Annotated in this window: 14 protein-coding genes; 8 read left to right on the top strand and 6 right to left on the bottom strand. The window is 70.1% G+C overall.

Going from position 1 to position 14,153, the window contains the following annotated elements; genetic code table 11:
- Nucleotides 1-13: 13 nt before the first annotated feature.
- The 5 genes from EP26_RS15110 to EP26_RS38615 all read left to right on the top strand — a co-directional run bounded on the left by EP26_RS15110 (nucleotide 14) and on the right by EP26_RS38615 (nucleotide 5,469).
- Nucleotides 14-397 (top strand): hypothetical protein, encoded by a 384-nt coding sequence (locus tag EP26_RS15110; protein WP_043339622.1) that lies wholly within the window; start codon nucleotides 14-16, stop codon nucleotides 395-397.
- Between the two features lie 312 nt (nucleotides 398-709).
- Nucleotides 710-1,810 (top strand): TRAP transporter substrate-binding protein, encoded by a 1,101-nt coding sequence (locus tag EP26_RS15105; protein ID WP_052389219.1) that lies wholly within the window; start codon nucleotides 710-712, stop codon nucleotides 1,808-1,810.
- Nucleotide 1,811: 1 nt separating this feature from the next.
- On the top strand, nucleotides 1,812-4,736 hold the full coding sequence (locus EP26_RS31995; RefSeq protein ID WP_052389218.1) for a PAS-domain containing protein: 2,925 nt from the start codon (nucleotides 1,812-1,814) through the stop codon (nucleotides 4,734-4,736).
- Nucleotides 4,737-4,864: 128 nt separating this feature from the next.
- Nucleotides 4,865-5,158: a hypothetical protein gene (locus tag EP26_RS36240; RefSeq protein ID WP_169747405.1), complete on the top strand. Its 294-nt coding sequence runs from the start codon at nucleotides 4,865-4,867 to the stop codon at nucleotides 5,156-5,158.
- Nucleotides 5,083-5,469: a polysaccharide deacetylase family protein gene (locus EP26_RS38615; protein WP_084112568.1), complete on the top strand. Its 387-nt coding sequence runs from the start codon at nucleotides 5,083-5,085 to the stop codon at nucleotides 5,467-5,469. Before EP26_RS36240 ends, EP26_RS38615 begins: the two co-directional genes overlap by 76 nt.
- Here EP26_RS38615 and EP26_RS15090 read toward each other — a convergent pair.
- Nucleotides 5,412-6,155: an enoyl-CoA hydratase/isomerase family protein gene (locus EP26_RS15090; protein WP_043339620.1), complete on the bottom strand. Its 744-nt coding sequence runs from the start codon at nucleotides 6,153-6,155 to the stop codon at nucleotides 5,412-5,414. The two genes, EP26_RS38615 and EP26_RS15090, sit on opposite strands and share 58 nt — an antisense overlap.
- Nucleotides 6,152-7,120 (bottom strand): Bug family tripartite tricarboxylate transporter substrate binding protein, encoded by a 969-nt coding sequence (locus EP26_RS15085; RefSeq protein ID WP_052389217.1) that lies wholly within the window; start codon nucleotides 7,118-7,120, stop codon nucleotides 6,152-6,154. Before EP26_RS15085 ends, EP26_RS15090 begins: the two co-directional genes overlap by 4 nt.
- 106 nt (nucleotides 7,121-7,226) lie before the next feature.
- Here EP26_RS15085 and cysK point away from each other — a divergent pair, with 106 nt between their 5' ends.
- Both cysK and EP26_RS15075 read left to right on the top strand, forming a co-directional pair.
- Nucleotides 7,227-8,189 carry a cysteine synthase A gene (gene cysK / locus EP26_RS15080; protein WP_043339619.1) on the top strand — a complete coding sequence of 321 codons (963 nt, stop codon included), beginning with the start codon at nucleotides 7,227-7,229 and terminating at the stop codon, nucleotides 8,187-8,189.
- Nucleotides 8,190-8,216: 27 nt separating this feature from the next.
- Nucleotides 8,217-8,717, top strand: coding sequence for a cupin domain-containing protein (locus tag EP26_RS15075; RefSeq protein WP_043339616.1), 501 nt, complete (start codon nucleotides 8,217-8,219; stop codon nucleotides 8,715-8,717).
- Nucleotides 8,718-8,755: 38 nt separating this feature from the next.
- On the opposite strand, the gene ilvC is transcribed toward EP26_RS15075, so the two are convergent.
- From ilvC to miaA, 4 genes are all read right to left on the bottom strand, one after another.
- On the bottom strand, nucleotides 8,756-9,772 hold the full coding sequence (gene ilvC / locus EP26_RS15070; protein ID WP_043339615.1) for a ketol-acid reductoisomerase: 1,017 nt from the start codon (nucleotides 9,770-9,772) through the stop codon (nucleotides 8,756-8,758).
- 34 nt (nucleotides 9,773-9,806) lie between these two features.
- Nucleotides 9,807-10,331, bottom strand: a complete 525-nt coding sequence (ilvN, locus tag EP26_RS15065) for an acetolactate synthase small subunit (protein WP_043339613.1) — start codon at nucleotides 10,329-10,331, stop codon at nucleotides 9,807-9,809.
- A 69-nt stretch (nucleotides 10,332-10,400) separates the two neighbouring features.
- Complete coding sequence (locus tag EP26_RS15060; protein WP_052389216.1) at nucleotides 10,401-12,191, bottom strand: acetolactate synthase 3 large subunit; 1,791 nt, start codon at nucleotides 12,189-12,191, stop codon at nucleotides 10,401-10,403.
- Between the two features lie 85 nt (nucleotides 12,192-12,276).
- A complete protein-coding gene (miaA, locus tag EP26_RS15055) occupies nucleotides 12,277-13,221 on the bottom strand; it encodes a tRNA (adenosine(37)-N6)-dimethylallyltransferase MiaA (RefSeq protein ID WP_043339612.1) in 945 nt (314 codons plus the stop codon).
- A 29-nt stretch (nucleotides 13,222-13,250) separates the two neighbouring features.
- Here miaA and serB point away from each other — a divergent pair, with 29 nt between their 5' ends.
- The gene (gene serB, locus EP26_RS15050; protein WP_043339611.1) at nucleotides 13,251-14,144 is read left to right on the top strand and encodes a phosphoserine phosphatase SerB; all 894 of its coding nucleotides are present in this window, start codon (nucleotides 13,251-13,253) and stop codon (nucleotides 14,142-14,144) included.
- Nucleotides 14,145-14,153 lie beyond the last annotated feature (9 nt).

Below are 14,153 nucleotides of genomic sequence, written 5' to 3'. Positions count from 1 at the left end.
GAAGGAGGATGTCATGGCCTGGACTCTGGACGCGCGCATCCCGCTGCTGCTGGTGAAGGACGAAGCGGGGCTCGATGCGGCACTGGCCGCCGGACCGCCGGCCGCGCTGCTGGCCGAGGCCCCTGCCCTAGCCCGGCCCGGCTTGCCGTTCGAGGCATTCATGGTGGCGGAAGCGCATGCGGCGGCCTGTGCCTGCTGCGCCGGCCGGCCTGCGGCGGCGGTGGCGCTCGACCGGCTGTTCCAGGCCAGGGTGCGCGGGCAATGCGCCTGGTTCGAGCGGGCGGTTGCGCTGGCCGGCAGCGCGGCGGGGCGCGCGCAGGTGCTGGCGGCGCTCAATGGCGATGCGGTGACGGCGGCGCGTTTCAGGGCAGCCGAGGTGCTTCCCGCTGTGCCGTGACCGTCATAGGCTTTCGGCAAGCCGCAAGAAGCCTGGCCCTGGCAGACGGCACTCCCGACCCTCGCCCCCCTCCTCGTGCCGGCCGGGAAACCTGACGAGTTCCGCCAGAACAGCCACAATCGGCAGGCATCGGAAGCGGCGAGGAGCCAAACCAGCCGGAAGGATGGTCGTCGCAACCTGTGACAAGGACCGTTAGGATGGAGGCAAAGCGAATCGTATCGCTCAGGTTAACGAAGCTGCAAGCAAAGTAAGGTGATGGGCGAGGCCCATGGTATCGCACCGCCCAGCCGGCGCCGGAGAGAAGAGGTCGTCATGGTATTGCGTCGGCGCTTCCTGGCTGGGCCACCGCTCCGGTGCGGCGATTGGCTGTTCGTCCTACGGATCATGCTGGTCTGCCTCGCCTTGTCCGGCACCCGCCCAGCCCTCGCCGATGATCCGCCGATATCCTTGAAGATCGTTGGCGGGTTGGCCGGCGTCGCCCAGTACACCCGCCATGAGATGCCCTTCTGGACCGAGCAGGTGACGCAACTCACCCAAGGCCGGGTCCGGGTGGAGATCGCTCCCTTCGACCGCAGCGGCATCCGCGGGCCGGAGATGCTGCCGCTCATGCGGCTTGGCGTGGTGCCTTTCGGCACGGTGCCGCTCTCGGTCTCGGCGGGCGACGAGCCGGAGATCAACGCCGTGGACCTGCCGGTGACGAATCCCGATTTCGGCACGCTCCGCCGCACCGTGACGCTGCTCCGCCCTCGGCTCGAGGCGCTGCTGAAGGAGCGGTTCAACGTGGTGCTGCTTGCCGTCTATGCCTATCCGGCGCAGGTGGTCTTCTGCCGCCAGCCCTTCTCCGGCCTCGGCGACCTGAGCGGGCGCCGCATCCGCGTCTCCTCGGTCGGGCAGAGCGAGCTGTTCGAGGCGCTGGGAGCGATCCCGGTGGTGACGCCCTTCGCCGAGATTCCGGCGGCGCTGCGCGGCGGCATCGTCGAATGCGCCGTGACCGGCAGCCTCTCGGGCAACACGCTCGGCCTGCCGGGCATCGCCACCTATGTCTCCCGCCAGGCGATCAGCTGGGGCGTGTCGGTCTTCGGCGCCAATGCCGGCGCCTGGGCGGCCCTGCCGCAGGAGGTTCGCGGCCAGCTGCAGGCCGGTCTTGGCGAATTGCAGGAGCAGATCTGGCGCGCGGCCGAACAGGAGACGGAGGAAGGCTTCGCCTGCAATGCCGGCCGGCCGGAATGCGTCCATGGCACCCGCGGCCAAATGGTGGTGCTGGATGACGAGCCGCGCGACCGCCAGCGCCGCGCCCAGCTGCTGCGCGACGTGATCCTGCCGAGCTGGATTCGCCGCTGCGGCAGCGACTGCATCGACACCTGGAACACCACCATGGCCCCCAGCCGGGGCATTTTGGCACGGCCCGAATAGCATGCAGCAACGCCGCTTCCGCCTCGCCGTCCTGCTGATCGCCACGCTGCTGCTGGCGGCACTCTGCTTCGGCACCAGCCTGCTGATCGACCGCCTGCACCGCACAACGGAGCAGGCGGCGCGGGAGACGGTGCAACGCGTCACCCGCGTGGCCGAGAGCACCGTCAACCGGCATTTCCTCGCCGTCGACGGCATGCTGGCCGGGCTGCCCGCCTTGCTGAACCAGGTTGCCAGCAACGGCCGGATCGAGCCGGCGGCGGCCAACCGCATGCTGCGCGAGCTGAACTTCCAGAATTTCAGCTTCCGCGACCTGGTGCTGGTGCTGCCCGATGGCAGGCCCTGGGCCGCGGCGCTCGCTGCCTCGCGCAGCCGGCCGCCGCCGATCGAGCCGGCGGCGCTGGCAGGGGCCGCCGGGCTGGGCGCGGCCGTCATCAGCGGGCCGGCGCGCAATCCGCTGACCGGGGAATGGTCGCTGATGTTCCTGCGCGCCATGGAACTCCCCGGCATCGGCCCGGTGGTCGGCATGGCCGAGGTGCCGGTCTCCCTGGTCGCCACGCTGCTCGCGCCGATCGGCGAGGTGCCGGGGCTGCGCATCTCGGTCGAGCGGGCGGACGGGCGGGTGCTCGCATCCCTGCCGCATGACGAGACCCGGATGGGTCGGCCGCTCGCCCGCACCGCCACCACCTTGCCGGCCGATGGCAGCGCGGCGCTGATCCCCGGCCGCTTCCAGGACAGGCCGGTGCTGGCTGCGGCCAAGTCGATCCTCTACCGGGACATGTATGTGGTGGCGAGCTACGACGAGGGTGCCGCCTTCGCCGGCTGGACGCAGGACCGCCGGCGCCTCATCATCGTCGCCGCCAGCCTCGGCCTGCTGCTGGTGGCGCTGGCCGCGGCGCTATACCACGCGCTGCGCCAGCGCGAGCGGGTCGACGCCGAGCGGGCCCGGGCGCGGGCGGTGCTCGAAGGTGCGATCGAGACCATGCCGGACGGCTTCGTCATGTTCGATGCCGACGACCGCCTGGTGATCTGCAACCAGCGCTACCGCGAGCTCTATGCCGTCAGCGCGCCCTTCATCACCGTGGGCGCCAAATTCGAGGACATCATCCGCGAGGGCGCCCGGCGCGGCCAGTATCCTCAGGCGGGCGAGGATATCGAGCGCTTCGTAGCCGAGACCATCGCCTGGCACCGCGGCAACCACCCCAGCATCGAGCGGCTGCTGCCTGACGGGCGCTGGCTGATGGTCAGCGCGCGGCAGACGCCGGATGGCGGCACCGTCGGCATCCGCACCGACATCACGACCCTGAAGCGGGCGATGAGCGACCTCGCCCTGGCGCGCGACCAGTCGGCGGCGGCGACCGCGGCCAAGTCCCGATTCCTCGCCCAGATGAGCCATGAGCTGCGTACCCCGCTGAACGGCGTGCTCGGCCTCGCCCAGGCCCTGGCGCGGGACCCGGCCCTCTCCGGCGAGCAGCGCGCTCGGGCGCGGACGCTCGAGGATGCGGGACGGCACCTCGTCACCGTCGCCAATGACGTGCTCGACCTCGCCAAGGTGGAGGCGGGGCGGCTGGAGCTGCGCCTCGCCCCGACCCGCTTGGGCGAGCTGCTGGACAGCGCCGCCACGCTGGTCCGTCCAGCGGCGGAGGAGAAGCAGCTGACGCTGCGCGTCCAGGTCGCGGCGGAGCTGCCACCCCTGGTCCAGGCCGACCCGACCAGGCTGCGCCAGCTGCTGCTCAACCTGCTCTCCAACGCGGTGAAATTCACCCCAGCCGGCGGGACTGTGGAGCTGGTCGCCCGGCTCGCCGGCAGTCCCGGCGCGAAGGGCCACCAGCCGGTGCGGATCGAGGTGCGGGATACCGGCCCAGGCGTGCCGGAGGCGAAGCGGAAGGTCGTGTTCGGTGACTTCGTCCAGCTCGATCGCGGCGAGCGGGCGGGCGGCACAGGCCTCGGCCTCGCCATCGCCGCCGGCATCGCAGCGCAGATGGAAGGCAGCATCGGCTGCATCGACAACCTCGCCTCGCCGAGCGGGCATGGCGCCATCTTCTGGGTGGAGCTGCCGCTGTTGCCTCTCGCCGCGGCCGAGGCCCAGCCGGCCGAGGCGGTGCAGCCAGTGGCCGAGCAGCGTCCGCTCCGCGTGCTGGTCGCGGATGACGTGCCGGCCAACTTGGCGGTGGCGCGGGCGCTGCTCGAATCCTGCGGGCATGTCGTGGAATGCGTCTCGGACGGCTCGCTCGCCCTCGATGCGCTGGCCAAGGCGGCGCCGGCGCGGCCCTATGACGTGGTGCTGATGGATGTGATGATGCCCGGAATGGACGGGCTGGAAGCGACGCGCCGCATCCGCCAGCTGCCGGCGCCGGCCGGACAGGTGCCGATCCTCGCCGTTACCGCGAGCGCCTTCGCCGAGGACATCGCCGCCTGCCATGCGGCCGGGATGAATGCGCATCTGGCGAAGCCGATCGAGCGGGATGCGCTGATGGCGTCGCTCGAGCGGCTGACCGCCGTCGAGGCCACTGCCCGGCCCGCCGTGCCACCGGCCCCCGTCTTGGCGGAGGCGAAGCCGGAACTGCCGCTGCTCGCGCGACGCGGGACGGATGGCAAGCTGGCCATTCCTGGTCTCGACGATGCGGCGGCGAGTAGGCTGGCCCCGGTCTTCCTGCAGGAGATCGCCGAGCAGGCGCGGGTGCTGCGCGCCGCCGGGCCGGAGATGGTGAGTGAGGCCATCGCCGCGGCGCATCGGCTGACCGGCTCCGCCGCGACGCTCGGCGCGAGCCGGTTGGCGGCGGTGTCGCGGCAATTCCAGGCCGATGCGCGGCGGCTGCCGCCGGCGGAGGCGATGGCGCTCCGCGCCTCGGTCCTAGCCGTCGCCGACGAGACGCTGGCGGCGCTGGAAGCGGCACTCGGGCCGGAGCCGAGCGCCGCCCTCGCCTGAGGACGCTTTTCGGGAATTTGGCCGCAGGGCTTGGGCAGGCTGCCCGTTGCGGCGCCAGAGTCGGCCCACTAGGCCGGCTCAGGATTGGCATGGGCATTGCAGATTGAAGGCGCCCAATGGAGCGCCGCATGACAGACCTCCCCGGCGGGATGCCACCCGCGACGCGCGACTTGGCCGGCTATGGCCGCACCCCGCCCGATCCGCGTTGGCCCAGCGGCGCCCGCCTCGCCTTGTCCTTCGTAGTCAATGTCGAGGAGGGGGCGGAGCTCTCCATTGCCAGCGGCGACGAGCGGAACGAGCGCGTGCCGGAAAGCCCCAGCTGGTCGAGGGCCATCCCGATCCCTGCATGGAGACGCATTTCGCCTATGGCTCGCGGGGCGGGATCTGGCGGATTCTGGGCCTGTTCAACCGCTTCGGGGTGAAGGCGACATTCTCCTGCTGCGGGCGCGCGGTCGCGGTGACGCCCGTGCTGGCTGCGGTGCCGGCTGCCGCCGGGCATGAGGTCAGTGCCCATGGCTGGCGCTGGGAGATGCTGGCCGGCATGCCCGAGGCGCAGGAACGGACCGTCATGGCCGCCCGACCTTCCGCGACAGTTGCAACCGCGTCTGGGGCGAATGCGCCGCCGTATGGAACCGGACGGCCGGCGCGGCGCCGGGCCATACGATCCCCTGAGCCCTACCGCCCCTTGAATTGCGGCGGGCGTCGTTCGCGGAAGGCGGCGACGCCCTCCTGAAAATCCTCCGAGTTGCGGATGCCGTTCAACCGCTGGCCCTGCAAGGCCCATTGCTCGGAGGGACCGCGCGGCAGGATGTCGTCCAGCACCATCCGCTTGATGGCGCCGGTGACCAACGGTGCGAAGCCGGCCATCTCCTTGCCCCACTCGATCGCCCTGGCAAGAGCGCCGCCATCCGGCACCACCTCATTCACCAGGCCAACGCGCTCCGACTTCGCCGCGTCGAAGGTGCGGCAGAGCAGGGTCAGCTCCATCGCAAACTTATGCGGGATGCGGGAGGGCAATGCGGCGATCATCCCGCCGGTGAGGCCGAGCTTCGCCTCCGGATAGTAGAATTTCGCCGAACTGCCGCAGACGGCGAGGTCGGCCATCATGGCGAGGACCAGCGCGCCGCCGATGCACCAGCCCTCCACCGCGCAGATCAGCGGCTTGTCGGTCTGCCAGCCGACATTGGGGACGGCGCGCCAGAGCTCCGGCGGCTCCCCCACGTCGGCGCCGAAGGAGAAGGCCTTCTCGCCCATTCCTGTCAGCACCGCGACGCGCTGGTCGGAGGTGGCGAATTCCTGCATCGCCGCCTGGATCTCCTCCGCCATCAGCCGGGTGATGGCATTGCCCTTGTCCGGCCGGTTCAGTGCGACGATGCGGACAGGGCCATCGTCCCAGGACTTGATGTGCTCGAAGCTCATTCCACTTTCGCTCCCGTACGGCGCACCGCCTCTCCGAAGATCGCCCGGTCCTGCTGGATGCGGTTGGCGAAGGCCTCGCCCGCCTCGAGCTGCGGGCGGAGGCCGACCGGCGCCATGGCCCGCGCCACCTCCGGCATAGCCAGCACCCGCTCCAGCGCCCCGACCAGCCGTGCCACCAACTCCGGCGGCATCCCCGCCGGCCCGGCCAGGCCGAAGAAGGCGAGGCCGCCCTCGCCGTAGAGGCCAAGCTCGCGCAGCGTCGGCAGTTCGGGCAGTTCCGGGCTCCGCGTCTCGCCGGTGGTGGCGAGGCCGATCAGGCGACCGTCCTTCACCGGCGGCGTGGCGACCGGGTCGAATTGCAGTTCCACATCGCCGGCCAGCAGCGCGGTCAGCGCCGGGGCGGAGCCGCGATAGGGAACATGCTCCAGCCGGATGCCGGCCGCATGGGCGAAGATCTCGCCCGTCATCTGGGTGATGGTGCCGTTGCCGGCGGAACTGAAGCGCAGCTTGCCGGGATTGGCCTTGGCATAAGTCACCAGCGCATGGATGTCCCGCACCGGCACCGAAGGGTGCATCGCCACCACGCCATCCGAGATGGCCAGCATGGCGATGGGGGTGAAGTCCCGCTGCGGGTCATAGGGCAGGCGCATCATGTGCGGGCTGATGGTCAGCACCGCGGTCGGCCAGACCAGCAGGGTCAGCCCATCTGGCCTCGCCTGCGCCACCAGGGCAGCGCCGATCGAGCCGCCGGCGCCACCACGATTCTCGATCAGCACCGGTTGGCCCAGCGCCTCCGCCAGCGGCTGCTGGATCGGCCGGGCGACGTTGTCGCTGCTGCCGCCGGGGGGATAGGGGACGATGAGCGTGATCGCCCGCGGGCCCTGCGCAAGCGCCGGCGTGGCGAGCAGCGGGCTGGCGAGCAGCAGCCGGCGCGCGAGGCGCGGCATGGTGCCTAGATGGGCCATGGGTCGGCTCCGTTTCCTCCGCTGCCAGCTTGGCATGGCCCCGGGGCGCTGGGTAGCGCCCCTACCCCCTCATCTTGGCTGTGGAACCGTGATACCCACATGCATCATGGTGAAAGACAATGTCTCCCTGACCCCACGCGGGCGGATCTATGACAGCGTGCTGGAGATCGTCGGCGGCACTCCGCTGGTGCGGCTGCCGCGGCTGAAGGCAGCCGAGGGCCTCGGCGCCGACCTCGCCCTCAAGCTGGAATTCTTCAACCCGCTCGGCTCGGTGAAGGACCGCATCGGCCTCGCCATGGTCGAGGCGGCGGAGCGCGAGGGGCTGATCTCCCCCGGCCGCTCCACACTGGTGGAGCCGACCTCCGGCAATACCGGCATCGCGTTGGCCTTCGTCGCTGCCGCCAAGGGCTACCGGCTGATCGTCGTCATGCCGGACGGCGCCAGCATCGAGCGGCGCAAGATGATGCGGCTGATGGGCGCCGAACTGGAGTTGACCCCGGCTCGCCGCGGCATGGCCGGGGCCATCGCCAGGGCCGAGGCCATCCTCGCCGCGACGCCTGGCGCCTGGATGCCGAAGCAGTTCGACAACCCCGCCAATCCGGAGATCCATGCCGCCACCACGGCGGAGGAGATCTGGGCCGATACCGATGGCGCCGTCGATGTCGTCATCGGTGGTCTCGGCACGGGCGGGACGCTGACCGGCATCGCCCGGGCCTTGAAGCCGCGCAAGCCCGGCCTCCGCATCATTGGGGTGGAGCCGGCCGAGAGCGCCGTGCTCTCGGGCGACGAACCGGGACCGCATGGCATCCAGGGCATCGGCGCCGGGTTCAAGCCGGCGGTGCTGGAGCTCGAGCGGCTCGACGGGGTGATGCGCGTCGCGGAGCGGGAGGCGATCGCCGCCGCCCGCCGCTGCGCCCAGCTTGAGGGGCTGCCGGTCGGCATCTCGTCCGGCGCCATGCTGCATGCGGCGCTGCAGGTGGCGCGGGAGATGCGGGGCGGGCTGGTGGTGGGCATCGCTCCCTCCTTTGCCGAGCGCTATCTGTCGACGGAGCTCTTCGCCGGGCTATGATCGGGGCACGACCAAGGAGTTCGCGCCATGCCGCATGACGGCCATCACAGCCACGACACGCCCCCGGATGACGGGTGGAAGCATACCGGCGTCCGGGTCATTCCCGGCGACCAGCTCGATGCCAATACGGCGCAGACCCCGGGGATGAACCGCGCCGCCGCCATCAACGCTGCGCGCGTCGGGGCGCAGAAGATCTGGGCGGGGACCGTGCACATCCACCCGAATGCGAAGACGGGCGCCCACCACCACGGCGCGTTGGAGAGCGTGATCTACATCGTCTCCGGCCGCGCCCGCATGCGCTGGGGGGAGAAGCTGGAATTCGTCGCGGAAGCCGGGCCGGGCGACTTCATCTTCGTGCCGCCCTATGTACCGCACCAGGAGATCAACGCGTCGACCGACGAGACGCTGCGCTGCGTGCTGGTCCGTTCGGACAACGAGGCGGTGGTGGTCAATCTCGACATCGAGCCGGTCGAGAAGCCGGAAGAGGTGCTGTGGATCGACCCGATCCACAAAAACGGCGGCGTTTAGGCAGGCTGGGCGGGGGAAGCTTCCCCCGCCCCTCCGGCTCAGTTCTTCGCCTTGTCGACCAGGGCGTTCTTCTTGATCCAGGGCATCATCGCGCGGAGCTTCTCGCCCACTTCCTCGATCGGGTGCTCGGCGAGGCGGCGGCGGGTTGCCTTGAAGCTCGCCTGGTTCACCCGGTTCTCCAGCATCCAGTCGCGGGCGAACTTGCCGCTCTGGATGTCGTCCAGCACCCGCTTCATCTCGGCCTTGGTTTCGGCGGTGATGATGCGCGGGCCGGTGATGTACTCGCCATACTCGGCGGTGTTGGAGATCGAGTAGTTCATGTTGGCGATGCCGCCCTCATAGATGAGGTCGACGATCAGCTTCACCTCGTGCAGGCACTCGAAATAGGCCATCTCCGGGGCGTAGCCCGCCTCGACCAGCGTTTCGAAGCCGGCCTTGATGAGCTCGACCAGGCCGCCGCAGAGCACCGTCTGCTCGCCGAAGAGGTCGGTCTCGCACTCTTCCTTGAAGGTCGTCTCGATGACGCCGGCGCGACCGCCGCCGATGGCCGAGGCATAGGAGAGCGCGATCTCGAGCCCGTTGCCCGAGGGGTTCTGGGCGAGCGCCACAAGGCAGGGCACGCCGCCGCCGCGCTGGTACTCGGAGCGCACGGTGTGGCCCGGGCCCTTCGGCGCAATCATGAAGACGTCGAGGTCCGGCCGCGGATCGAGCAGGTTGAAATGGACATTGAGGCCATGGGCGAAGGCGAGCGCGGCGCCCTCCTTCATGTTCGGGCCGAGCGCCTCGCGGTAGAGGTCGCCCTGCAGCTCGTCCGGCGTGAGGACCATGACGACGTCGGCCCACTTGGCTGCATCGGCCGGGGACATGACCTTGAAGCCGGCATCCTCGGCCTTCTTCCAGGAGCCGCCCTGGCGCACGCCGATCGCCACATCGGCGACGCCGCTGTCGCGCAGGTTCATCGCATGCGCATGGCCCTGGCTGCCGAAGCCGATGATCGCGACCTTCTTGGCCTTGATCAGGTTCACATCCGCATCGCGGTCGTAATACACGCGCATGATCGCGCTCCTCCTCACTGCAACAAAAAACGAATCAGGCCTCGAAACCGCCGGGCCCACGGGCGATGGCGACGACGCCGGTGCGCGACACCTCGGCCAGGCCGATCGGCCGCATCAGCGCGATGAAGGCATCGAGCTTCTCGCCCGCTCCCGTCATCTCGAAGACGAAGCTTTCGATGGTGGCATCCACCACGCGGGCGCGGAAGGCATCTGCGAGGCGCAGCGCCTCCATCCGCGCCTCGCCCTTGCCGACGACCTTGATGAGCGCCAGCTCGCGGGCGAGGTGTGGGCCCTCCAGCGTCAGGTCGCTCACCTTGTGGACCGGCACCAGCCGGTCGAGCTGCGCCTTGATCTGCTCGATCACCATGTCGGTGCCGCTGGTGACGATGGTGATGCGCGACAGGCGCCGGTCGGCGTCGACGGGTGCGACGGTCAGGCTCTCGATATTGTAGCCGCGGCCGGAGAAGAGGCCGACGACGCGCGCGAGGATGCCGGCCTCGTTCTCGACGAGCACGGCGATGGTCGCGTTGCGGAGCGTGGTTTCCAGGGGGTCAGGCATCGGTCAGCCAAGGGCAGGAGAGCGCGCGGGGCGTAGCCGCCCCGGAATGGATCGGCAAGGGTCGGACGGTCAGACCAGGACCTTGCCCTCATCCGTCACGCCGGTGACGCCACCCTCCTGGCCGGGGGCCAGGATCATCTCGTTATGCGCCGCACCCGAGGGGATCATCGGGAAGCAGTTCTCGTCCTTGGCGACGGCGATGTCGGCGATGACTGGGCCGGGATGCGCGATCATCTCACGGATTGCATCGTCGAGCTGGCTCGCCTCCGTCACCCGCATGCCGCGGGCATGGAAGGCCTCGGCGAGGCGGACGAAATCCGGCAGCGCCTCGGAATAGCTCTCCGAGTAGCGGCTGCCATGCAGCAGCTCCTGCCACTGCCGCACCATGCCCATGTACTCGTTGTTCAGGATGAAGACCTTCACCGGCAGGCGGTACTGCGCCAGCGTTCCCATCTCCTGGATGTTCATCAGGATGCTGGCCTCGCCGGCGATGTCGATGACGAGCGCATCCGGGTGGGCGATCTGCACGCCCATCGCCGCCGGCAGGCCGTAGCCCATGGTGCCGAGCCCGCCCGAGGTCATCCAGCGGTTCGGCTTCTGGAAGCCGAAATACTGCGCCGCCCACATCTGGTGCTGGCCGACCTCGGTGGTGATGAAGGTCTCGCGCCCCATCTCGCGGGTGATCTCGTAGAGGCGCTTCACCGCATGCTGCGGCTTGATGATGCTGCCTTCCTGCCGGTACTGCAGGCAGCCCGTGCCGCGCCAGCCATCGATGGCCCGCCACCACTCGGTGATAGCGGCCTTTTCCTGCGGCTGCTCATCGGCCTGCCAGCACTCGATCAGCGCCTTCAGCACCGCCCCCGCATCGCCGACGATCGCCACGTCGACCTTGACGTTCTTGTTGATGGAGGACGGGTCGATATCGGCGTGGATCTTCTTCGAGTTCGGCGAGAAGGCGTTGAGCCGCCCCGTCACCCGGTCGTCGAAGCGGGCTCCGATATTCAGCATGACGTCGCAGCCATGCATGGCGAGGTTCGCCTCGTAGGTCCCGTGCATCCCCAGCATGCCGAGGAATTGCGGGTCCTCGGAGGGGAAGGCACCGAGCCCCATCAGCGTGTTGGTGCAGGGCATGCGCGTCATATGCACGAACTCGCCGAGCAGGCGGGCGGCCTCCGGCCCGGCATTGATGACGCCGCCGCCGGCATAGACGATGGGCCGCTTCGCCCCCTTCAGCAGCCGCACGGCGGCCTGGATGCTCGCCATGTCCGGCTCGGTCTGCGGGCGGTAGCTGCGATGCGGAGCCTGCGGCGCCTCGCTGTAGGGGCCCTTGCCGATCAGGATGTCCTTCGGCAGGTCGATCACCACCGGGCCGGGCCGGCCGGACTTCGCCACGTAGAAGGCCTCGTGGACCGTGCCGGCGAGCTTCTTGATGTCCTTGACCAGGTAGTTGTGCTTGGTCGCCGGGCGGGTAATGCCGGTGGTGTCCGCCTCCTGGAAGGCGTCGTTGCCGATGAGATGCGTCGGCACCTGGCCGGTCAGGCAGATCACCGGGATGCTGTCCATCAGCGCATCGACGAGGCCGGTGACGGCATTGGTCGCGCCCGGGCCGCTCGTCACCAGCACCACGCCGACCTTGCCGGTGGAACGGGCATAGCCCTCAGCGGCATGCACCGCCGCCTGCTCGTGCCGAACCAGGATGTGGCGGATGGCGTTCTGCTGGAACAGCGCATCGTAAAGCGGCAATACGGCGCCGCCGGGGTAGCCGAAGATGACCTCGACGCCATTGTCCTTCAGCGCCTGAAGGACGATCTCCGCACCGGTCATGGTGCGGGTCTCGGCGGTCTGCAGGGTGGCGGACATGGCGGGCTCCTCGAAAACACATCGCCCCACCGGGTTGACCCCGGTCGTGGCGGAGCGGGAGGCTTAGACCCCTCCTCCGGGTAGGTCAACGTCGCTTCTCAACAAATGCGAAGATTTCTGCCAATTCGCTTTCCTGAAATTGCGCGCGGCCCGTCATACGCGCATGGATGATATGCGTCTCGCTCGGGGCGGCCAACTCATGGTGGCGGAACCAGGTCGCCTGCCGCTTGGTGTACTGGCCGGTATTGAGGATCGCCCGCTGCCGCGCCGCCTCCGGCGCCATCTCGCCACGCAGCACGGCGGCCAATTCCGGCACGCCATGGGCGCGCATCGCCGGCAGGGCGGCATCGAGCTTCTGGGCGAGTAGGGCCTGCACCTCCTCCATCGCGCCGCCTGCCAGCATTGCATCGAACCTGGCGGCGATAGCCTCGCGCAGCACGTCCCGCGGCGGGTCGAGGCGGATGGCGGCAAAGCGCCAGGGTGCTGGGCCGGTCTGCGGCGCTTCCCTCTGCCAGACGGCAAGACCGCGCCCGGTGCCGATGAGCACCTCATAGGCCCGGGTGACGCGCTGGCTGTCGCCCGGGCGGAGCTGGGTGGCCGTCTCCGCATCCAGCCGCGCATGCAGGCCCGGCGCACCGAGCGTGGCCAGCAGCGCCCGCGCCTCCGTCCGCGCCTCGGCCGGCACGGGAGGGATGGCGGAAAGGCCATCGGTCAGCGAGAGGAAGTAGAGGCCGGTCCCGCCGCAGAGGATGGGCAACTCCGCCCGCTCCATCTCGGCCAGCGCCGCCTCGCGCCACCAGGCGACGCTCGCCGCCTCGGCCGCTGGGCGGATGCCGTAGAGGCGATGGGGGGCCAGCGCCTCCTCCTCCGGCGTCGGCCGCGCGGTCAGCACGCGGAGCTCACGGTAGAGCTGCATGGAATCGGCATTGATGACGGTGCCGCCGAAGCGTCGGGCGAGCGCCAGGGCCAGGGCCGACTTCCCGCTCGCCGTCGGCCCGGCGAGCAGCAACGCAAGCCGCCGTTGCGTCATGCCGCCCGCCCCGGCATATCCCCGCCCGCATGTCCCATGTCCTGACCCTGGTGGCCCTCGCCGGCGGCCTTGCCACCACCACCCTCGCCCGGCTCCGCGCCGCGCTGGCCGATCTCGGGGCCGATGCCGGCACGCCGGACTGGCTCGCTCCGGAGGAGGCTGCCGACATCCCCTTCGCCGGCCTCTCGCCGGAGCAGGCGACCGTCACCGCCCGCGCCGTGCTGGAGGAGGCGCCGGTCGATGCCATCGCGCTCCCCGCCGAGGGCCGCCGCAAGCGCCTGCTGCTGGCCGATATGGACAGCACCATCGTCACCAGCGAGACGCTGGACGAGTTGGCGGCCTATGCCGGGCTGAAAGACCGGATCGCCGCCATCACCCGCCGCTCGATGAATGGCGAGCTGGATTTCCGGGAGGCGCTGGCGGAGCGCGTTGGCCTGCTCGCCGGCCTCGATGCAGCGGCGCTCGAAGAAACCTGGAAGGCCACCGAGATCACCCCGGGCGCCTGGGCACTGGTCGCCACCATGCGGGCCCATGGCGCGCATTGCGCCATCGTCTCCGGCGGCTTCACCTTCTTCACGGGGCGGGTGGCGGAGAGGCTCGGCTTCCATGCCCACTACTCCAACACCCTGGGCGTGGCGGATGGCAAGCTGACCGGGCAGGTGGAGGAGCCGATCCTCGATCGCGACGCCAAGCTGGCGACACTGAAGCGCCTCTCGGCCGAGCACGGCCTGCCGCTCTCCGATACGCTGACCGTGGGCGATGGCGCCAACGACCTCGCCATGTTGCAGGCCGCCGGCCTCGGCATCGCCTTCCGGGCCAAGCCAGTGGTCGCGGCCGCGGCGCGGGCGCGGGTCGATCATGCCGATCTCCGGGCCCTGCTCTTCGCGCAGGGCTACCGGGCGGACGAGATCGTCGCGGGCTGAGGCCAGCCC

The sequence above is a fragment of the Belnapia moabensis DSM 16746 genome, assembly GCF_000745835.1.
Classification (GTDB): Bacteria; Pseudomonadota; Alphaproteobacteria; order Acetobacterales; family Acetobacteraceae; genus Belnapia; species Belnapia moabensis.
This window is presented reverse-complemented; position numbering and strand designations above follow the sequence as displayed.